Here is a 21,560-nt window from a genome sequence, read left to right as displayed (position 1 = left end):
TATATATGACGTTAAACATTATTTTCCGGCAGACGGATAGAGCGGGGATGACACTAACTTGAGCTTAGAGAAGCTATTGGGCAGAAAAGCAAAGCACGACGTCTTAAATTCAATTGGATTGTTACTTGTTCCTGCTCGAGTCACCATTGACGAAGGCTATATTCGATTGCTGGATCAGCATCATATCCATGCCTCCGAAATTTTGCTCTTAGATGAATCGCCCCAAGACTTTGTAGATCCGGCTGCGCTTGTGAAACAGGCTGCCAGCTATTCCAAGGAGCTCTTCGAGCAAGCTAGAACGACGAAGAAGCTGCCGGTAGACCAAATCAATAACGAGCTACTCCCCTTGGTCGCGCAAGTGTCATCCCACCCCGATGTGTTCCAACTGTTCGAATCGGTGAAAGCCAAGGACGAGTACACCCATCAACACAACATCGGAGTGGGCGTGTTATCTACCCTGATCGGCAAATGGATGAAGCTGAGCGAGCAGGAACTGTCCATCTTAACGATGGCTGCAACCTTGCACGATATCGGAAAAATTCTGATTTCCGACAAGATTCTGCTGAAACCGGGCAAGCTGACGGCGGACGAGTTCGAGGAAATTAAGCGGCATACGGAATATGGCTACGATATTCTGAGAGAAGTAGAAGGAATAAGCCCTCGCGTTGCTCTCGTTGCCTTGCAGCACCATGAGCGGTTGGACGCGAGAGGATACCCGAACCGGTTAGGGGCTCAAGAGATCGATCCTTTAAGTCGAATCGTCGCCGTCGCCGACGTATTCCATGCCATGTCTTCCAAGCGGCCTTACCACGATCCTCTTCCGTTCCATAAGGTCGTTATGGAAATGCGAAACGGCGCGTTCGGCGAATTGGATCCGGAGGTTGTATCCGTGTTCCTGAAGATGATGATTCGGAATCTTCTCGGGAGCAAGGTGAAGCTGACGGACGGGCGGTGGGGTGAAGTCGTGTACATTAACCCGCATGACGATACGAACCCTTTGATCCGAGTCGAAGACGTATTCCTTGACCTGAGCCAAGAAAGACATATCCATATTCAAGAAATCGTGATCTGAGGAAGCGCTCTCAGAATCGACGATAATAGGGAAACTCCCGAGAAACTGCCGGTCATAGGCGGAATCTCGGGTTTTTTTTGCGTGAAACAATCGCATAAATTTTCCATCGCGGGGACAACGTAGAACGGTTGGATAAGCATAATACCCAAATCAGATCCCCATGAGGTGACCGAGGATGCGTACGTTTCACAAAATAAACCGGGTGCTAGTGGTCGTGGCCATCATTCTGTTCCTGGGAAAGCTGGATACCGTTTCGGCGAAACCCGCCGATTCGCTGAAAGCAGCGTTCATTCGCGAAGGGGATCTCTGGATGAAATCCGGAGGCGCAGAGCGGCAATTGACTAGAGGAGAGTATATTCGCGATCCGAAATGGTCTTACGATGGAGAATGGCTTGCGTACACGAAAGGCGAGGATCGTCAGGAGCTAAGGCTGTGGCATATTCCCACCGCCCAAAGCCAGGCGGTGTCGGCTACCGGAGGAGGTAATTATCAATGGTCGCCCGCCCGTAACCGTCTCGCGTTCCTAGAGGGGCAGAAGCTGTCGTGGATATCGGCCGAGAAGCCTAACCGTCCGGCGGAAGTCGCGCAGGCGATCAATAATTTCTCCTGGCTGCCTGACGGAAGCGGGTTCGTCGCGTCAACGACGGCCGAGCTATTGCCCGACGGTTGGACGCCTGTTCGTATTTTGAAAATCCCATTGACGGGGAACGGGATCCCTGCGCCTCAGGGAGACACGGGTGCCGCTGTTAAAACCTTATATGTGCTGCCTAAGCAGTCGGACGATTTTTTTGCCATAGGAACGAGCGTATTCAAGTTCTCGGACACCGGCAAATGGATGGCGTTCCTCGCTACGCCAACGGCCTCGCTGTCGGCTGACGCGAATACGTTATGCATTTTATCCGAGAATGGCGCTTTCTTCAGGAAGGTCGATCAAATGGCGAATAACAGCGAGTGGTTTAGTTGGGCGGACCGGGGAGACAAGCTGGCATACATCGGCGGGGCGGGAAGAGAGGCCACGAATAACAAGGAGCTTAAAGTCGTAGAGGCTCCTAGCGGTAAGCCTGTCGCATACACCCCTGCCGGTTACGTCGATCAGAGCTTCTCATGGGAAGGCGTGCAGCACATCGTAGTTTCAAGGGCGAAGGAATGGAAAGGAGCCGTGACGGGTGGACCGGCAACCAAACCGCTTCCTAATCTTGTTGAGATTAAGCTGCAGGGTCCGCGCTATAAGCCGTTAACTCAAGCCCCTAGAAACTATGGCGATTTCAATCCGCAATATCTTCCGAGCGTTAAGCAGATCGGATGGGTACGATCCGATCGCAGCAAGGCTGACGTCTTAATCGCCGGCAGCGGCGGGAAACATCCCTTGATCTGGATCAAAAATGTGGATGCGGGAGCCAATTTCTACGAGCAGTGGAAATGGAGCGATGTGCTGAGCTTTTATTCGTCGTAGGTGGCCAGGCGGGCGAGATGGGATAATGGTAGAAATTTGCGGGATGATCTTGGATAGAGTTGAGAATTTGGGAATAGTAAGGGCTGAGGAAAATTCAACTGAACCCCCCTAAGGAGGATGTACACGTATATGGAACAAGAAAATGGGCGCATCGGCTCGCATAGCCCGACAACTAGGCTCGTATCGTTAACTGCCAAATGGTTCGGAGCGGCGATACTCGCTATCGCTCTGATGGTAAGCATTCCGCAGGTTAGCTCGGCCGTGGGCAAGGGCGCTCGCGGTCCGGATGTATATGTGATCCAAGGGATGTTGAAGTCGCTGGGAAGTTACTCGGGTCCGATTAACGGTTACTACGATAATGCGACGGCCCGAGGAGTTAAATATTTTCAGAAAAAGCATGGAATGCCGGTTACGGGTAACGTAGATAAAAACACATTCAAGTCGCTCGTGTATGCTTACAACACCAAAAAAGTAGGCGGAGGCGAACAAGGATGGCGCGGAAAAAGCCAAAGTAGAGGCTACGGCGGCGGAGCGGGAATCGGCGGCGGCCAAGGCGGCGGCAGAGGCGGAGCAGGAATCGGCGGCGGCCAAGGCGGCGGAGGCGGAGCTGGTGGAGGAGCAGGAATCGGTGGCGGCCAAGGCGGCGGAGGCGGAGCGGGAATCGGAGGCGGCCAAGGCGGCGGCTACGGCGGTGGCGGAGCAGGCGGAGGCTACGGCGGTGGCGGAGCAGGCGGAGGCCAAGGCGGTGGCGGAGCAGGCGGCTATGGCGGTGGCGGTGGCAGGGGTCAAGGGATTGGCGGAGGCCAAGGTCATGGTCACGGCGGCGGTCAAGGACAAGGGATCGAAGAAGAACAGCACGAAGAGCACGGCAAGATGAAAGAAGAGCATGGTAAAATGAAGGAAGAAGAGCATGGCAAGATGAAGGAAGAAGAACACGGCAAAGTCAAAGAAGAAAAAGGCAAGGGCGGGAATCAAGGCATTGGAGGAAACGAAGGCATTGGAGGAAATCAAGGCATTGGCGGAAACCAAGGCATTGGAGGAAATCAGGGCATTGGCGGAAACCAAGGTATTGGTGGAAACCAGCCGCCTTCGGCTAATCCGGCACCTTCCTCGGGGACCGGCTACGGAAACTAAGTTTTAGATCGAACGCTTCGTCTCTTCGGGGACGGGGCGTTCGTTTCGTTATGCCCGACCGCCCCAACCCTATCCGCCGAAGTAGGCACAAAATGTGCCTTGATGGACGAGCGTTCCGGCGCGGCGGATATAGTGTTAAAATTTGGTACTATAGCTCTGGTTCGACCACTCACGGAGAGTATAGTGTTAGAATTTGGTACTATAGCTCTGGTTCGACCACTCACGGAGAGTATAGTGTTAGAATCTGGCACTAAAGCGCTGGCTCGAACACGCATGGTGGGTACAGTGTTAGAATTTGGCACTGTAACTCTTGTTCGACCACTCGCAGAGAGTATAGACTTAGGATTCGGCAGTTTAGTTTTGGTTCGGGTATGCGTCCAACCAGAGTTTCGATGCTATGAAACATCGACGACCTAAGCTTATTGGATTTCTGCGCGAAATCAGTATACGATTATTCATATTGAAATCACGTATCGTCGGAGAGGAAGATCAACATGCGGATAGCACTCGGGATCATCGTTGGAATCGTCGTTATCGTCTATCTGGTCGTCAAATACTATCCAGCGCTCGGGGGACGCGTGTCCAAAGAGAGCAAGCGGAGGATCGACGGGTCGCCCAATCGCTCTCGCGGTATCTTCGTCAATCAAATTCCAACGAGCATGAATATGAACGCAGGCTCGATGGCTAAGGTATTAATCGAAATGGTCAGAGGCAATCCGAAAGGGAAGCCGCAATCGCCGATACAAGCCGTACCCTTGACGCCTCAACAGCTCCAATCCGATGCGGACGCGCACCGCGCAAAGGTTACTTGGTTCGGCCATTCCGCCATTCTTCTGCAGTTAGACGGCAAAACCCTATTCATAGACCCGATGCTCGGCAAGTCCCCGTCTCCGTTCACGCTCTTCGGAGGACGCCGATACAGCAATAAATTGCCTATCGAAGTCGAGGAATTACCCGCCATTGACGCGGTAATCCTATCCCATGATCATTACGACCATTTGGATTACGGAACGATCCGTAAATTGATGCATAAAGTCAACCGCTTCTTCGTGCCGCTCGGCGTTGCCGCCCATCTGGAAAGGTGGGGCGTGGAGCCGGGGAGAATCACAGAGCACGATTGGTGGGAGGAAATCGAATTCGAGGGCCTTAAGCTAGCTACGGCGCCGGCGCGTCATTTCTCGGGCAGGAGCATCGGGGATCGCAACTCGACCCTGTGGTGCTCTTGGATTATCGAAGGCGCGAAGGACAAAATCTTTTTTAGCGGGGATAGCGGTTACGGTCCTCACTTCAAAGAAATCGGCGACAAGTACGGCCCGTTCGATCTGACGTTGATGGAGTGCGGTCAATACGACGAGCGTTGGTCGGCGATCCACATGCTTCCCGAAGAAACCGTCCAAGCGCATATCGACGTCAAAGGGAAAGTGATGATCCCGATTCACTGGGGCGCTTTTACGCTTGCGCTGCACGATTGGACGGATCCCGTCGAACGAGCGGCCAGAGCGGCGAGAGAGCGCAATGCCGTCCTTGCGACGCCAAGAATCGGAGAGATCGTCCGAGTCGGGTCGCCGGTTGTCCCTTCGCTGGCTTGGTGGAAGTAGAGTCTGGAATAAGAGTAGCCGTAGATCCCCGAATGCATGCTCGCCGAGCATGACTCGGGGATTTTTCGCATGCAGGAAATGACCCGAAAAAAAGAGAAAAGAAATGAATTTTACATCATTTCTAACGAAGGCGTTCCCTAGTAACCTTATATCTATGATGAAAGACGGATGCATCTTGGTCACGCATCGGGATAAGGAGAGGGTAGCTTTGAGGACTTTGTCGCTTCGAACCAGGGAGCACTTGTGGTGGGTTGCTTTTATCGCGCCTGCCTTTCTAATCTATACGGTCATTTTTCTGGGTCCCGTTATCTCAAGCTTCTATTACAGCATGACGAACTGGAACGGCTTCACGAAAACGATGGATTTCATCGGATTTAGCAACTACGCGTATATGTTCGGCGATCCGACCTTCATGAAGGCGATGCGCAATACGTTCGTCTTCGCGGGGCTCATCGTTATTTTCCAGAACGGCTTGGCCATTCCGCTGGCGTTGGCCCTCGATTCCAAGATCAAGACAAAGTCGCTGCTTAAGGTGGTTTTCTTCGCGCCGGCTATTCTTAGCCCGCTGGTTGTCGGCTATACGTGGTTATACATCTACGAGCCGGAAGGCATGTTGAATATGCTTCTTCGAGCCATAGGGCTTGGGGGTTGGGAGCAAACATGGCTCGGAGATCCGAAATTCGCCTTGTACGCCATCGTGGTGATGGTTTTGTGGCAATACGTGGGCTACTCCATGATTATTTTTCTGGCCAATCTTCAGACGATTCCGGGGGACTTGTACGAAGCGGCGGATATCGACGGGGCCGGCGGTTTCCGGAAATTCCGGTACATTACGTTCCCGTTGTTAGCCCCCTCGATGACGATTAACGTCGTTCTGGCCAGCATCGGATCGTTAAAAGCATTCGATATCATCTACGTGACGACGAAAGGCGGGCCCTTCCAAGCTACGGAGACCATCACGACGTTGCTCTTCACGACGGCGTTCAAGAAGGACAACTTCGGTTACGGGACGGCGATGGGCGTTATTATGTTCCTGATTATTTTCCTCATATCCGTTGTTCAGATCCTGCTGCTTAGAAAGAGAGAGGTGGGAGATTCATGAGAACGAAATCCGCAAGCCTCTTCGTTGTCGAGGCGGTCACGATTGCCGCAGCTATCGTATTCTTTATCCCGTTCTATTTTATTTTGTCGATGACGTTCAAGACGCCGGAGGAAATGACCGGATTTCCGTTGTCCCTTCCGTCCTCGTTGCATTTCGGGAATTACGCGGAAACCTGGGAGCTTATGCGATTTACGCAGGTGCTCGGAAACACGCTGCTGATCACGGCTTTAACCGTATTCGTGCTTATCGTGTTTGGTTCTCTCGCTTCATATCCGCTTGCTAGAAAAACGGGCAGCGTATATTATTTGGTTTATATTTACTTCATAGCGGGAATTATGGTGCCCTTTCAGTTGGCGATGGTTCCGCTCTACAAATTCGTAAATACGCTCCACTTGGTCAACACTTACCATGGCGCGGTGCTTATCTATACGGCGATCAATTTGCCCTTCGCGATATTCTTGTTCACCGGTTTCTTAAAGTCGACGCCCAAGGAATTGGAGGAAGCGGCCTGGATCGACGGCTGCTCGAAAATTCGCGCCTATTGGGTGGCGGTGTTTCCGATTATTAAACCGGCTACGGCTACGGTGGCCGTACTCACTTCCCTTAGCACTTGGAATGACTTCATTATTCCGATGTTGTTCCTGCAAGGAGAGGAAAGACGGACGATTACGATTCAACTGTATATGTTCGTGGGGGAGCACGTTACGAATTGGTCGCTGCTGTTTCCCGGCATGGTTTTGTCCGTAGTGCCGCTGCTGATCGCGTATCTTTTTTTGCAAAAGTACATTATTAAAGGCATCGCCGCCGGATCGGTTAAAGGATAACGCCCAACAACTAGATAGGGAGCCGTTGTTATGAAGCTGCGGATAGTCCCGTTTCGCGATTGGAATCTGAATTCGAAGCTGATCTCGGTATATTCGTTGACGATATTCATTCCCGTCATTATCGTGACGTTATTAGGCTTTGATCGCTATAACGATAATTTGAAACTGAAAGTCGGGGAATACGGCCTCAATCTGACGGATCAGGTGAGCAAAAACCTAGACACGTATATCCAGCAGATCGATCGTTTGTCCCTGACCTTCTATCTCGACGTGTGGGAGAACCTTAGCCTGAATCCTGATCGCAGCAATCCGAAGGAAGTGCTCATGGAGAAGGTATCGATAGATCGCGCTCTGCGGAGTATTATGGTCGTCATTCCTTTCTCCGACGTTCTCGGAGCTTACTGGATTAACGGCGGGGAAGTGTTCTATTCGCAGTACGGCAACGGAGAATGGATCGACCATAGCGATTTCGAGCAACAAGACTGGTACCGGGAGGCGTTGAAAAGAGACGGGAAAGGCGTGCTCGTATCTCCTTATCCTTCCAAGAACAATGAACAATACATTCTCACTTACGCTAGAAGCATCGTAAACGTCCAAAATCGGCAGTCCTACGGGGTGCTGCTTTTTGACATTTCCATGGACGGACTGCGCGACTTAGTCGGCAAGATGAAGAGCAAATCCGCTGGGACGATGATTATTCTCGATAACGAGAATAAAGTGGTCTACCATCCGGACGAGTCGTTGATACGCAGCTCTTTTCCGCTTAAAACGACCCAACCTTATGGATATTATACGGACGATATCGACGGCAAGGAGACGATGATTCATTACGTTCGTTCTTCCGTCACGGGATGGACGGTCGTGAACGCGATCGAGGTTCAGCAGCTTTCGGATGAGCTTAGCCTATTGCGGAATCTGCTATTCTCCTATACGGGAGTCATGCTGCTCGTCTCTACCGTTCTGTTCGCTTTGCTATCGTTTACGATCATTAAACCGCTTAAGGAAATGAAAAGACTAATGCGTCGAGTAGAGGTCGGAGATTACGAGGTTCAGTTCCAGGTGCGATCCGGCGATGAGGTCAACCGTCTCGGGCACAGCTTTAACGTGATGGTCTTCCAAATCCGGGAATTGATCAACAAGGTGCTGAAGATGAAAATCTATCGGCAGCAAGCGGAGGTGCAGGTTCTGCGCAGCCAGATCAATCCTCATTTTCTCTATAATACGTTGGAATCGATTCATATGAAGGCGGAGATCAATAGCGATTACGAAGTCGCGGACATGGTAGCTTCCCTAGGCAAGTTATTCCGGTTGTCCCTTAGACAGACGGCGGAACGCATCCCGCTCTTCAAGGAACTGGAGTACGTGAACGTATTTATGGGTCTTCAGAGCGTGAGGTTTCCCAAGATGGAATATATCGTCGATGTCCCTCCCGATCTGATGCGAACGGACATATTGCCGTGGATCGTACAGCCGCTCGTCGAGAACGCGATTATCCACGGGTTAACCCCGAAGAAGGGGGAAGGGTGGATCCAGATATCGGCCAGGACGATGGAAGACGATCTGGTCATCGAAGTCGCTGACAACGGTATCGGTATTAGCGACGGCAGGCTGGACTGGTTGATGAAAGCTCTGCAGGAACAGGAATCCGAGGAGACGGGCGACCACATCGGGGTCAACAACGTCCATAGGAGAATTCAACACTATTACGGTCATGGTTACGGACTGCGAATAGAAAACCGTCCGGAAGGCGGGACAACGGCCGAAATTCGGCTACGGACGATGAAGGAGGCGGAAGAGGATGCCTAAGCTATTGATCGTGGACGACGAGGAAACGATCCGTGTCGGATTGACGAGTATGGTGAACAGGCTTCTCCCGCAATGGGAAGTCGTCGGAAGCTGCGAGGATGCGGAACAGGCATGGGAGCAAGTGAAATCTTGTGCCCCGGATTTGGCGATCATCGATATCGGAATGACGGGGATGAGCGGTCTGGAATTGGCTCTGAGGTTAAACAAGGAGCGGCCGGAGATCAACAAGATCATGCTGACGGGATACGATAAATTCGCCTACATTCAGACGGCTTTGCGTGCCGGAGCGACCGATTACCTGCTTAAGCCCGTCCAACGGGACGAACTGGTGAACGCTTTCGCGAAGGTCGAAGAGCTTCTGATCGAACGCAATCGGCAGTCGAAGCTGCTGTTGGAGAAAACGGTACTGGAATGGACGATGACCAAGAAGGACGAAAGTTTAATATTGCTGGAACGGTTGCTGGACGGAGAAGGACTGCTGGACGAGGATGTTCGATATGGGATTATTCTTAGGTTTCAATATCGTAATGATCCGGAAGCGGATAGCAGGCGGGTAGAATCGCCTGAGGCTTATTGGATGGCGGATTATGAGAAGTCGCATCGGGGCCTGCTCAAAACCGTAGACGTGGTCTTGTCTAACGTTTGCGAGATGACATTCGTGGCAGGGCGGGAGTTGTCCGAGCTTAAAGATTGGTTGGAATGCACAGAACAAGCCCCGGACGGAAAAACTCCTCGCTGGGCGCCCTTCGGATACGGAGAGCCGACGGAGGATTTGCGGCAGCTTCCTTCGGCGTTCCGTCAAGCGCAGGAGATGTTGTACCGAAGCATACAGCCCTTGGACGAGTCTAATCCGGACGAAGAGACCGTGCGTATTAATCGACTTGCCGTTGCAATCGAAATGAACGATCTGAAAGCAGTGAATGATTTGCTGAATTTATGGCGACGGGATCTAGGGCAGTCGAGCGAGCGTCATCCCGTATGGATGTTCGGGCGGCTCATCCGCTTTGTCGCCTTCTTCGTCGGTCTTCAAGCCACAAGAATGCCATCGGCGTTACTTACGGAGATGAACGCGGATATCACCCGGCTTTCGGGTCAATTGCTGTTCAACGGAGATCCCGTTACCTTGTTGTCCACGATCGATCAATTTATCGAGAAAGTTGCCCAGATTAAGCCGGATAGCTTCGACGAGCGGAAAATTATCGGCAAAGTAAAGGAAATGATGCGGAGAGAATACGGGAATCCGGACTTTTCTCTTGAGCAAGCGGCGTTGCGCGTGCATCTAAATCCCACTTATCTGAGCGAGCTGTTCAAGGAGACGACGGGTCGCAAATTCATTGATTACCTGACCGATATTCGGCTCGATGAAGCTAGGCGGTTGTTGCTGGAAACGGATATGAGAATGTATGAGGTGTGTTCATCCGTCGGTTATACGAGCTCGAAATATTTTAGCACCTTATTCAGGAAAAAATTCGACGTGACTCCGACGATGTACAGGGACGGTCCCGTCCTTGAGACGGACTGAGGTAAAGTATCGGTGAGGCGGTTCATGTAAACCTCGGGGCGTTTTTTTGGGATTGCGTTCGTTTTTTTAGGGAAGTCCGAGCGACTTTGCCCTATAGATTGCAGGTTCCGAAAATAAGAGAAGAAACAAGAATTTTAAGTGATTTTCATGAACGCCTCTTTTTCTTAGGATGAAGAAGAAGTAAGTAATCCATTGGAGGCTATACGATGAGAAGAAAAGGGCTAGGTTTGTTGGCATTGACAATGATGTTGGTTCTGGTGCTAAGCGCTTGCGGCGGCAACAATAAAGAAAACGGCGCAAGTCCGTCCGCTAGCGGAACGACTCCAGCTTCGGAATCGGCGCCGCAATCGGCGGAACCGTCGGCTCCCGCAGCGGAAGTCGAATTGAAGGTGTCGGGGTATAAATCCGGTACGGAGCTCGGAGCGATTCCGGAATTGAACGAGAAGTTCATGAAAGAAAACCCGGGAATCAAAGTGAAATACGAAGGCATGCCGGGCGGGCAGTTCAAGGAATTCATCAAGACCCGTTTCGCCGCCGGAGATGCTTCCGACGTTATCCTTATGCACCCGGGCTTGTCGGACGTTCTCTCTTACGGCAAAGCGGGATACCTGATGGATCTTGCGGGCGAACCGTTTATCTCCAACTTCTCGGAAGCGTCTTTGAAAGCGACTTCATTGGAGGGTAAAGTGTATGCGATTCCTAACGATATGAACGTCATGGGCGTGTATTACAACAAAGAAATTTTCGAGAAGCTGGGTTTGGCTACTCCTAAGAACTGGGATGAATTCGTAGCCGCCGCGGAAGCGATCAAGCAATCCGGCGTGTTGCCGATCGCAATCGGTAACAATGACGGTTGGATGACGCTCGCGGCGCTCTACACCGTCGCTCCGGCGCTCGTCTACGGTACGACGCCCGACTTCGATGCCAAGCTGAACGAAGGCACGGCAACGTTCGCGGGAGCATGGGACGATACGGTTAACAAGTGGTTCTCCTTGAACGAGAAAGGCTACCTTACCGAGAAGAGCACGGGCGTCAACCTTGACCAGGCGCAGAAAGCTTTCGCGACGGGCAAAGCTGCAATGTACATCGACGGCAGTTGGTCGTTAGCCGGAATCATGAAGTCGAATCCGGACTTGAAATTAGGCATGTTCGCGATGCCGTCCAACGCTGCGGGGCAAGAGGTCGTGGCATCGGCTGCGGTAGGCACGACTTTCGCGATTAACAAGGACACGAAAGTAGCCGATGCGGCTAAGAAGTATCTGGCATTCTGGAGCCAAGCCGAGAATCAGAAGGTATGGACGAAGAGCCAGCAAGGGTTCATGACGATCAATGGCGAAACCGGCGACATCGACGAAGCCTTCAAGGAAATCGCCGACGTTGTCGCAAGCGGCAACAGTTACCCGTTCTTGGATCAAGGATGGCTCTACGGCGGCGCGGCCACTACGGAAATGATGACTTCCGCTCAAGGCGTATATCTCAAGGCGATTACGCCGGCGGGCATGCTCGAGAATATGGATAAAGCTTGGAAGGAAGCCGCTAAGATGAAGTAGGCATAAATAATTTTGTTTTCCTGAAACGCTACTGACACGCTGTTGTCAGTAGTGTTTTCTTATAGTTTAATTAAATCTAAGGAAAGCAAGGTGAACGGTTGATGGATACACGGGAAAGCTTGAAGCGTTTGGAAGAGACGGTCGATTATTATTTGGAGCAACTGGAGGGCATTGCGGAAGAGCCGCTTAGTCGCAAGCCCAGCGAGGAAGAATGGTCGATCGGACAATTGTACGTCCACTTGATTCAATCGTCGAGGTTTATGAACTTACGCCATATCGGGCTATGCCAAGAAGGCAACGATCCAGCGATTGTCGTAGGGGGCGTCAAGAACGAAGCGGGGTTTGAGGTTTTTCGCAATAGCGGCTTCTCCGACGTGAAAATCCATGTCCCGCCTTCCCCGCAGTATACGCCGAAGCAACCGGACGGCAAAGCGGAGTTGAACGAAGGGATGCGCGCGCTCGTGTTGAGTATGAAGGAGATCGAGCCGAAGCTCCAAGAAATTCCGCCGGAGCACACGGTGCTGCACCCCCGATTGGGAGCGTTAAACGCAGAGGAGTGGTTTAAAATGGTGGAAATCCATTTCGGACACCATCTGAAGCAACTGCGTCGTCTACAGCAGTTCATAGGCGCTGGAGCTTCATGAACAAGACGGATCGTATGCTTGCCATTATATTGGAACTCCAGCGTAAGGGCATGCGGAGGGCGGAGGATCTCGCGAGCACGTTCGAGACGAGCGTGCGGACGATCTATCGCGACGTGCAAGCGTTAAGCGAGGCGGGGGTTCCGATTATCGGAGCGCCGGGTACGGGGTATTCTTTAATGGAGGGATACTTCCTGCCGCCGATAAGTTTCTCGGTGGACGAAGCCGTGGCTTTGCTGATCGGAGCCGACTTCATCGAGCAAAGATTCGATCGGGAATACGGGGAGCGGGCGAGGGCATCCCGCGGCAAAATCGAAGCCGTGCTTCCCGAGAGCGTCCGCAGGGCGGCAAACGAAGTGCGTGAAACGATCAAGCTGCCATCGACCCTGGAGGAAGCCATCGACGAAGCGGAGAGAGCGAGAGTAGCTAAACTTCGCGAGGCGATATTGATGCGGCGTAAAGTCAGCTTCGATTATACGAAAGCAAAATCGGGATTGGTGGCTCACCGTCACAGCATACGTACCGCTCGTCCATACGGGTTATCTTTCGTATATGGCTCATGGGTATTGGTAGGCTTTTGCGAGCTTCGCCAAGAGATTCGACATTTTCGGCTATCCCGCATGACGGGGTTACAGGATCTGGATGAAACGTTCGCGTTTCCTCCAGATTTTCGCATGAGCAAATACGTTCCCGCGGACGACCGTCCGATAGAAGTACGAGTTCTTGCCAGTCCGCGGATCGCGGATCGGGTGAGGGAGGCCAAATATTTTTATATCGTATCTAAGGAGGATGTTCACGATGGTCTGTTAGTCGTTCTGCGCGTAAGGACTCCCGAGGATGTGCTGCAATGGGTGCTGGGTTGGGGATCGGAAGCCGAGGTGCTGGAACCGGAAGCGCTTAGGCAACGAGTCCGCACCGAAGCGGAACGAATGCTTGGACGTTACTAGGAGGAGGAGATCGTTTTGTTATTTAGGGATCCGATACTAGAGGGAATAAGAACCGGAAGCATCGACGTTGCTTTCCGCTTGTGGAACAAACCTCGGGTACACGCGGGTACGCAACTTCGCACGCCGATTGGCGTCGTAGAGATAATGGCTATTGAAGCCGTATCCGAGGGTGACATCGCGGATGAAGAGATCGCGCGCGCCGGGTACGCCTCCCGTCAAGAGATGCGGAAGGAATTAGGCAAATTCGGAGGAACGACGATGTACCGGATCGCGCTTCGGTATGCCGGGTCGGATCCAAGGGAGACGCTCAGGGAACAGGATGAATTAACGGATTCCGAGCTTGCGGAGCTGCGGAACAAGTTGGAGAAGATGGACAAGCTAAGCCGCCGAGGACCTTGGACTTTCGAAATGCTCTGGATCATTGGAAAGTACCCGGGACTGAGGGCGACTGAGCTTGCCGATCACATCGGATGGGAGCCGGACAAGTTCAAAATATACGTTCGTAAACTGAAGGAGCTCGGTCTCACGATCAGCTTAGGAACAGGGTACAAAATATCCCCCCGCGGAGAGATTGCGATGAAACGTTATCGAAACGAAGATATGTGCTAGAATGGGCTTACGATGTCTGTCCATTGGAGGAGAACGCGATGAGTGAATACTCCGTTACGGAAACCGAACATCATGCGATCTTGCAGAGCGAAGACGACAAAAAAATAAGCCACTACGAAAAAGTCAGGGAAGATATCAGGGGAGAAATCAAGCTGCGCATTCGCATGAGGGGAAGGTTCGCAACGTATATGGTCACGTTGTTGGCGCTTCTGTGCGCCGTCGCTTTCGCGGATGACGGATATCGGCATGTGCTTCTCGTCGCGCCTTTTCTATCGGTGTTTTTCACGACCCAGATATTGTACAGTTACCGCAAGCACGAGACGCTGGCCCGATATTTGAGAGACGTGATCGAACCCGCGTTAGCGAAGCTGCACCAGATTGACCCGACTCGCGAATGGCACGCCTACGGGCATAAAACGGCACGATCCGGATTCCATAGAAACTTCTTGTTATGGGCGATGTGGATCGTCTGCGCGGGATTGATGACCTTCCTGTGGTTCCAATCGGCATCCGATTTCCGACTGACGGTTTACCTTTTCGCTGGAGTTTATTTGATCGCGATGATCGCGGTTACCCTAACGTTCATGGGAGATTCGACCGTTCGATGGAAGAGCAGACGCCAGGATACGGCTCAACAGACCGCTACGGGAGCTTATTTATCGTAGAGAGAGGATAGACGCATGCAGCCATTTACGAAACGGGTTGTCGAGATTATCAAGGGAATACCGGAAGGGTACGTCATGACGTACGGGCAAATCGCCGAAACCGCGGGGAGCCCGAGAGGGGCCAGGCAGGTCGTTCGAATCCTGCATTCGCTGAGCGCGAAGCATGACCTGCCTTGGCATAGAGTCGTGAACGTGAAAGGAGAAATCGCGATTCAGGACGGGGAATCCAAGTATATGCAGCAGCACTATTTGGAAAACGAAGGCGTCGAGTTCGGCTTGAACGGACTAATCGATCTTGAAGTTTATCGATTTAACCCGCCGACCGCGTCTGACCTGCCTGTTCAAAAAGCTTAACGATCTCGATGATCACGTTAGTCGCTTTGATCATCGTATCAACGGATACATACTCGTATCGGCCATGGTAATTTTCGCCGCCCGTGAAGATGTTCGGCGTCGGCAAGCCCATGTAAGATAGCTGGGAGCCGTCGGTTCCGCCGCGAATAGGACGTACGATCGGCTCGATGCCGAGGTTCACCATCGCTTGGTGGGCGATATCGACGATATGTTTGACGGGCTCGATTTTCTCGCGCATATTGAAGTATTGGTCTTTGATCTCCAGCAAGATGCGATCTTCCCCGTAAGTCTCCTTTAGCTCCTCGACGATGCCGATAAGTTCGGTTTTTCTTCCTTCGAACCGTTCCCGGTCGAAGTCCCGAATAATGTAGTGAAGCTTCGTTTCCTCTACGTCCCCTTGTATCGAGATCAGATGAAAGAAACCTTCGTAGTCCTCCGTATACTCAGGGGCTTCTTCCGCGGGCAATCTGTTGTTGATTTCCATCGCGATCTTCGCCGAGTTTACCATCTTGCCTTTAGCCGTACCGGGATGAACGATCTTTCCCGTGCACGTAATTCGGGCGACGGCGGCGTTGAAGCTCTCGTACTGAAGCTCGCCTAGAGGACCGCCATCCATCGTGTAGGCATATTTGGCGTCGAATGCGGCGACGTCGAACCGGTGAGGGCCTCTCCCGATTTCCTCGTCCGGGGTGAAAGCGACTCTAATACGGCCGTGCTTGATTTCCGGATGTTTGAGCAAGTAGGCCATCGCGGTCATAATCTCGGTCATGCCGGCTTTGTCGTCCGCCCCTAGAAGCGTCGTTCCGTCCGTCGTGATCAGGGTTTGTCCTTTGTAGCCGGAGAGTTCCGGGAAATCCCTCGGAGATAGAACGATATTTAGAGCTTCGTTCAGGACAATATCCATTCCATCGTAGTTCTCGACAAGCTGAGGATTAACCCCTTTTCCCGTAAAATCGGTCGCCGTATCTATATGGGCGAGGAAGCCGATCGTCGGGATTTCTTGATCGGTATTGGCGGGTAGGGTTGCCATGACGTAGCCGTTGGCATCGATCGTGACTTCCTCCATGCCGATTTCCTTCAGTTCCTCTACTAACATTCTTCCAAGCGTTAATTGGCCTTCGGTAGTCGGACAATTCTGGCTGCTTTCGTTAGACTGAGTATCCACTTGCACGTATCTCGCGAATCTCGTTATGATCTCTGTTTTCATGTGGGTTCAGCTCCTTGATACTAATGATGTTATTGTACCAGAGTTCTGAACGAGGATGAAATGAGGGGGCAATGAGTTAAACGCGGCAAGGATACAACGAGAATAACGAGAAGGCTTTCGCCGTTATCCCTTTCGCTCAGTGGCATATGTGGTACGGCTTATGGGCATGGAAAAAGCGATGCTATTAGATGCGGGAGGCGCGATGTCATAGGATAGTGTGAGGAGGCTTTTGCCGTTATCCCTTTCGCTCAGTGGCGTATGGTACGGCTTATGGGCATGGAAAAAGCGATGCTATTAGATGCGGAAGATGCGATGTCGGAGGATAATGCGAGGAGGCTTTTGCCGTTATCCCTTTCGCTCAGTAGCATAGGCGGCACAGGTATGGGGCATGAAGGAGCGCTGTTATTTGTTGATGCGAGAGAAAGGAAAGCGCCAAGGTGGAGGTTGTTTTGGAAGGAGAGTCTCATGGTCGCTTTTTGCGACAATGAGGAGGGATTTTCCAGTGGGTGGAGCTCTATAGTCACTTTTTGCGACAATGAGGAGGGATTTTCCAGAGGGTGGAGCTCTATAGTCACTTTTTGCGACAATGAGGAGGGATTCCCCCGAGGGTGGAGCTCTATAGTCGCTTTTTGCGACAATGAGGAGGGATTCCTCCGAGGGTGGAGCTCTATAGTCGCTTTTTGCGACAATGAGGAGGGATTCCTCCGAGGGTGGAGCTCTATAGTCGCTTTTTGCGACTACGGGAGCACTCCTGAGCGAATGGGATAGCGTAAAAGGGGCGCGAAAATGCTTCAGGAGCCCGAGAAAGAATCGACCATTTTCCGGAGACGCCGGTCAAGAGCTCGATTCGGTCGGCTCCGAAGCATATCGCGGCTTTAACGCTCGATACGCGCGCGGATGGCATTGATTTCGAGAACTATCCTAAGCGCTTTCCTAGCGGAGGTTTGCATTATCCTGACTCGCCTGCGTCTGCAAGACATAGTCGACTAGCAAACGTACCCCGAACCCCGTTGCTCCGGCCATTTCGTATCCTCTATCGGCTGAAGCTTGGACGGTGTTCGCCATGTCGATATGGGCCCAACGGGCGGAGTTCCCCGCGAACTTCCGCAAGAAAAGAGCCGCTGCCACGGCACCGCCATAAGCGCTGGAGCTAATGTTGTTAACATCGGCATATTCGCTGCGAAGCAATTCTTCATCTTCGTCGACGAGGGGCATCGGCCATACCCGTTCCCCGTTATGCTCGCCGATTGAACGAAGCGCCTCCGTGCATCGCGCGTCTCCCCATACTCCGGCAACGCGTAACCCGAGCGCATGTCCGACGCTCCCTGTTAACGTAGCGATGTCGATCATCTCGCTCGCTCCGAGACGCCGAGCATGCAATAGGGCGTCGGCGAGAATGAGCCTGCCTTCCGCATCGGTGTTGCCGACCTGAACGGTCATGCCGTTCGGATAGCGAATGATCGAGGAGGGGAGCAAAGCTCCTGCTCCCGGTACGTTATCCGCGACGGCGATCAATAAGACGACGTTAACGGAAGCTTCGCTGCGGATCAAGTAATCCATCGCGCCGATGACCGCGCAAGCGCCGCCCATATCGAAACGGGCTTCGCTGAGATCCCGTCCCGTTTTGACGTTCATACCGCCCATATCGAACGTCATGCCTTTACCGATCAACGCGATCATCGGCAACGCGGGATTCGAAGAGTACGTCACCTCGACTAGCGCAGGTTGATGGCGACTGCCTTGCCCAACAGCCAAGAGGCCGTTCATTTCGTGCTGACGTAACTCGTCGCCTCGGTAGATTTTCAAGCCGACGTTCGGCCGTCCGGCGAATAACAACTCGGTTTGCTCGACTAGCCGTTCCGGCGTCATCACGTTAGCGGGCTCGTTGCACCAATCTCTCGCCAGCATAGCGCTTTCCGCGCGGAGCACCGACCTAGACACGCTATGCGCCAACTCTTCAGCATTTCCCGAGCCGCAGACTAGCAGAAGATGTTCCAATGTCGGTTGCCGAGGGTTCATTTTATATTTATCGAACGTATATCCGCCAAGCAGCCATCCTTCCGCCCATGCCTGGACGGTTGCTTCCGGCATCTGCTCTACCGACGGCTTATCCAAAAATACGGCAACCGTTCGGTAGCCTTCCCGGACAATCGCCCGGGAAGCGCTGCCTGCCACGCGCCGGATGACCTCGGCATCGAGGCGATCGGCGGAGCCGAGTCCGACGAGCGCCGCGTGACGCGAGCCGTGAGCCCCGTACAGCAAGGTCACTTTTCCGGCGGTAGCCATGGATGGCTTGATCTCAAACTCGAAATCTAGCTCGGAATCTAGCTCGGTAAGCGAAGCCTCACCTTCAAGAACGAGATAGACCGCTAAGTCCGCCGAGCAGTGACCGCTATCTAGTCTTTCGACGACTTTGATTTCCACGTGAGTTCGTCCCCTTCCTCGTGCGCCGGATATTCTAAATTCGCCATTTCGAAGATGGCTTGGGCGTACATAGCCGTCGCCTTCAGGAGACTATCGATGGAGATGGATTCATCCTGCTGGTGGGCAGTGTCAAACTCTCCGGGGAACAGAGGGCCGAACGCGACGCAGTTCACCAGCTTGCAAGCGTAAGTACCGCCTCCAGTCGAAAGAAGAGTTGCTTCTTGACCGGTATGATCCCGATAAATGGCTTGCAACGCTTTAATCATCGGATGGTCGGCAGCCACTTGATGCGGCGGTTTAATGATCGGGGGAGTTATTACGAATCCGTACTCCCCGATCTTCGATTCGATCATCGATACGATAGTCTCGCCGTTCGTACAGGCCGGGAAGCGTATATTCAAGTGAAAATAAGCTTCTCGGACAAGCGGGTCGTATCGAAGCAAGCCGACATTAACGGTTAACGGCCCGGTCGCTTCGTCTCGGCATGCGATCCCGAGCGCTTCTCCCGAAGTGTCGCCTGCTAGCAATTCAACCGCTCCCTTAATAAACCGTTGGTCGTCTCCTTCGAACGATTGCCCGTATAGAAAGGTCAACAAGCGCATTCCCGCGTTATTGCCCGTCTCCGGAGCCATGCCGTGCGCGGATGTTCCGTGCATGCGGAGGATCGCGACGCGATGAGCCGAAGATGACGCTAAATCGGACATGCTCTCGCTTTCGAGCTCATGAGTGGCGGAAAAGAACCGGTAATCCGAGATGAGCGCCTCTAACCGAGTCGGGGAACCTTGAATAACGGCTTCAGCGAAATCCGGTACCATGTTGGCCGCCGTTCCCGAAGTAAAGCTCATTAGCCGATAGATTCGTTCCTGATCGGACACAGACTTGGACTCCAGCTTGGACTCCAGCTCGGCCTCAGACTCGGCAGACGGGGGCGAATCATCGGCAAACCGTAAAGTCATCCGGGAATTGACCTGCCCCTTCTCCGCATGGACGATCGGGAAGTCGGCATCCGGCGTGAATCCCGCTAGCGGAGGCCTCTCCAGACGATTATAGGTTTCCATGCAGTTCATACCCGTTTCCTCGTCCGTCCCGATAATGATCCGGATACGATGACGAAGCGGTAACCCGAGCTCTTTCACGATGAGCAAACCATACAAAGCTGCGATGGCTGGACCCTTGTCGTCCAGGGCGCCGCGCGCGTAAAGCCTTCCATCGCGTATCGCGGGTTCGTAAGGAGGGGAAGTCCACTCCCCGCTGGCGGGGACGACGTCCACGTGGCTAAGCACCGCGATATAATCGTTGTGACCTTTCTCTCCGTTGCCCTTATTCGCATACTCTCCCTTGCCAGGATTTCCGCTCTCGCTATCGCCCGAGCCGTCGCCGCCGTATTCCGCATAACCGACGATTCCCTCCAGGTTAGCGGTCCGAAGCCCTTCTCGATCGGCCAGCTCCAACATATATGCCAGCGCTTTGGCGGATTCGATTCCTAGCGGCATGCCGGGGGCAGCCGATGCTTCGTCCTTCACGCTCGGGATGGCAAGAAGCGACGACAAGTCGCGCAGGAGCGCTTCTTGCCGTCGCTTTACTTCCGATGTCCAATCGATGCCGTTCATGCTTCTTTCCCCCGTCGCAGAGTAAACACGCTGCGATTCTCGCCGATGATCAGACCGTTATCGTTCCGAATATCGGGAGAACCGATCTTGTACATTCGGGCGATCGTATCTTGGTTTGCATACCCGATCTGCTCGAGAATGGAGGCAACCGCGATCGGCCACTCGTCCTCCGATCCGTCGACCACTTTTAAGGCGAATGCCAAGCGCTCTTTCTTGAGCGCGAAGCAGTAAATGCCTTTGGCGCCGCCCTTCGCGACGATATTGTCGTCCATGAGCAGGTTCGGGCAGATCAAATAGTCGGCCGATATCAACGTCGGATAAGCGTTCATCAACCTCGTTACTTTTTTGACAGCCTCCCGCAAAGCTCCATCCTCGATCAAATCCGGACAAGCGAGCTTCAAGAAAGCAAGCGCCATGTTCCGAAGCGGCATGCCGAACACCGGGAATCCGCAGCCGTCCGTGCCGATGCGGATATCCTCGATGGGGCATTCGGAGAGCTCGGCCGCAATGGCGGCGATTCGCTTCTGAGCCGGATGGTCCGCGGAATAATAGTCCTCCAGCGAATGACCCATTCCGATGCAATAGGATAGCACCCCGAGGTGTTTACCCGAGCAATTGTGGTAGATCCTTCGTTGCGGTTTCTTCTCCGCGACTAAAGTATCTCTGGCATTCGCGTCCAGAGGATAAGTAGGTTTACAGACGAGCGCTTCCTCGTCCAAGCCTAGCTTACTTAGCATCCCTTCAAGCGCTTCGACGTGATAGGGGAGAGCGCGGTGAGAGGCCATCATGATCGCTTGCTCTTCGTCCGTGAACCCGAATTTCTTATCGAAGCCTTCCAGGAAAAAAGGGATCGCCTGAATCGGTTTAGCCGCGGAGCGCATGAACGTTATCCACTCCGGATCTCCGGAGCGATAAGCGATGCTTCCGGTATCGTCTACGCCGCATACGTGTCCGTAGTGGATATTTTCCAAATACCCGCCCCGATATTCCTCGACTAGAGGCTCCGCCCCGCCCGTTAGTTCGTTCATTATCTCAATTCCCT

The 21,560-nt window shown here is 52.9% G+C and carries 18 protein-coding genes; 14 read left to right on the top strand and 4 right to left on the bottom strand.

From position 1 onward, the window contains the following. Positions 1 to 58: 58 nt before the first annotated feature. The 14 genes from HH215_RS21160 to HH215_RS21095 all read left to right on the top strand — a co-directional run bounded on the left by HH215_RS21160 (position 59) and on the right by HH215_RS21095 (position 15,277). On the top strand, positions 59 to 1,072 hold the full coding sequence (locus HH215_RS21160; RefSeq protein WP_169281701.1) for an HD-GYP domain-containing protein: 1,014 nt from the start codon (positions 59 to 61) through the stop codon (positions 1,070 to 1,072). 175 nt (positions 1,073 to 1,247) lie between these two features. Then, positions 1,248 to 2,525: a TolB family protein gene (locus tag HH215_RS21155; protein ID WP_169281700.1), complete on the top strand. Its 1,278-nt coding sequence runs from the start codon at positions 1,248 to 1,250 to the stop codon at positions 2,523 to 2,525. A gap of 129 nt (positions 2,526 to 2,654) precedes the next feature. Further along, complete coding sequence (locus tag HH215_RS36735; protein ID WP_217362233.1) at positions 2,655 to 3,659, top strand: peptidoglycan-binding domain-containing protein; 1,005 nt, start codon at positions 2,655 to 2,657, stop codon at positions 3,657 to 3,659. 494 nt (positions 3,660 to 4,153) lie between these two features. After that, positions 4,154 to 5,257, top strand: coding sequence for an MBL fold metallo-hydrolase (locus HH215_RS21145; RefSeq protein ID WP_169281699.1), 1,104 nt, complete (start codon positions 4,154 to 4,156; stop codon positions 5,255 to 5,257). Positions 5,258 to 5,465: 208 nt separating this feature from the next. After that, positions 5,466 to 6,359: a carbohydrate ABC transporter permease gene (locus HH215_RS21140; RefSeq protein ID WP_169281698.1), complete on the top strand. Its 894-nt coding sequence runs from the start codon at positions 5,466 to 5,468 to the stop codon at positions 6,357 to 6,359. Beyond that, positions 6,356 to 7,183 (top strand): carbohydrate ABC transporter permease, encoded by an 828-nt coding sequence (locus HH215_RS21135; protein WP_169281697.1) that lies wholly within the window; start codon positions 6,356 to 6,358, stop codon positions 7,181 to 7,183. The genes HH215_RS21140 and HH215_RS21135 overlap by 4 nt, the downstream gene beginning before the upstream one ends. Before the next feature lie 30 nt (positions 7,184 to 7,213). Further along, the gene (locus HH215_RS21130) at positions 7,214 to 8,989 is read left to right on the top strand and encodes a sensor histidine kinase (RefSeq protein WP_169281696.1); all 1,776 of its coding nucleotides are present in this window, start codon (positions 7,214 to 7,216) and stop codon (positions 8,987 to 8,989) included. Then, positions 8,982 to 10,511, top strand: coding sequence for a response regulator transcription factor (locus tag HH215_RS21125; protein WP_169281695.1), 1,530 nt, complete (start codon positions 8,982 to 8,984; stop codon positions 10,509 to 10,511). The genes HH215_RS21130 and HH215_RS21125 overlap by 8 nt, the downstream gene beginning before the upstream one ends. 206 nt (positions 10,512 to 10,717) lie before the next feature. Next, positions 10,718 to 12,061 (top strand): ABC transporter substrate-binding protein, encoded by a 1,344-nt coding sequence (locus HH215_RS21120; RefSeq protein ID WP_169281694.1) that lies wholly within the window; start codon positions 10,718 to 10,720, stop codon positions 12,059 to 12,061. Between the two features lie 101 nt (positions 12,062 to 12,162). After that, positions 12,163 to 12,705: a DinB family protein gene (locus HH215_RS21115; protein WP_169281693.1), complete on the top strand. Its 543-nt coding sequence runs from the start codon at positions 12,163 to 12,165 to the stop codon at positions 12,703 to 12,705. Beyond that, positions 12,702 to 13,649: a helix-turn-helix transcriptional regulator gene (locus tag HH215_RS21110; RefSeq protein ID WP_169281692.1), complete on the top strand. Its 948-nt coding sequence runs from the start codon at positions 12,702 to 12,704 to the stop codon at positions 13,647 to 13,649. Before HH215_RS21115 ends, HH215_RS21110 begins: the two co-directional genes overlap by 4 nt. A gap of 15 nt (positions 13,650 to 13,664) precedes the next feature. Beyond that, entirely contained in the window at positions 13,665 to 14,258 is a 594-nt protein-coding gene (locus HH215_RS21105; RefSeq protein ID WP_169281691.1) for an ASCH domain-containing protein, read from the top strand. Positions 14,259 to 14,296: 38 nt separating this feature from the next. Next, positions 14,297 to 14,923: a hypothetical protein gene (locus HH215_RS21100; protein WP_169281690.1), complete on the top strand. Its 627-nt coding sequence runs from the start codon at positions 14,297 to 14,299 to the stop codon at positions 14,921 to 14,923. 15 nt (positions 14,924 to 14,938) lie between these two features. After that, entirely contained in the window at positions 14,939 to 15,277 is a 339-nt protein-coding gene (locus HH215_RS21095; protein WP_169281689.1) for an MGMT family protein, read from the top strand. Here the strand turns inward: HH215_RS21095 and pepT are convergent. The 4 genes from pepT to HH215_RS21075 form a co-directional block, all read right to left on the bottom strand. Next, entirely contained in the window at positions 15,234 to 16,484 is a 1,251-nt protein-coding gene (pepT, locus tag HH215_RS21090) for a peptidase T (protein ID WP_169281688.1), read from the bottom strand. The two genes, HH215_RS21095 and pepT, sit on opposite strands and share 44 nt — an antisense overlap. 933 nt (positions 16,485 to 17,417) lie before the next feature. Beyond that, positions 17,418 to 18,908, bottom strand: coding sequence for a leucyl aminopeptidase family protein (locus tag HH215_RS21085; RefSeq protein WP_169281687.1), 1,491 nt, complete (start codon positions 18,906 to 18,908; stop codon positions 17,418 to 17,420). Continuing rightward, entirely contained in the window at positions 18,881 to 20,518 is a 1,638-nt protein-coding gene (locus HH215_RS21080) for a Sapep family Mn(2+)-dependent dipeptidase (protein ID WP_169281686.1), read from the bottom strand. Before HH215_RS21080 ends, HH215_RS21085 begins: the two co-directional genes overlap by 28 nt. Then, entirely contained in the window at positions 20,515 to 21,546 is a 1,032-nt protein-coding gene (locus HH215_RS21075; protein ID WP_169281685.1) for an asparaginase, read from the bottom strand. The genes HH215_RS21080 and HH215_RS21075 overlap by 4 nt, the downstream gene beginning before the upstream one ends. Positions 21,547 to 21,560 lie beyond the last annotated feature (14 nt).

It is taken from the genome of Cohnella herbarum (genome assembly GCF_012849095.1).
GTDB classification, from domain to species: domain Bacteria; phylum Bacillota; class Bacilli; order Paenibacillales; family Paenibacillaceae; genus Cohnella; species Cohnella herbarum.
The sequence above is the reverse complement of the archived record's forward strand: the minus strand, read 5'-3'. Positions and strand labels throughout refer to the sequence as shown.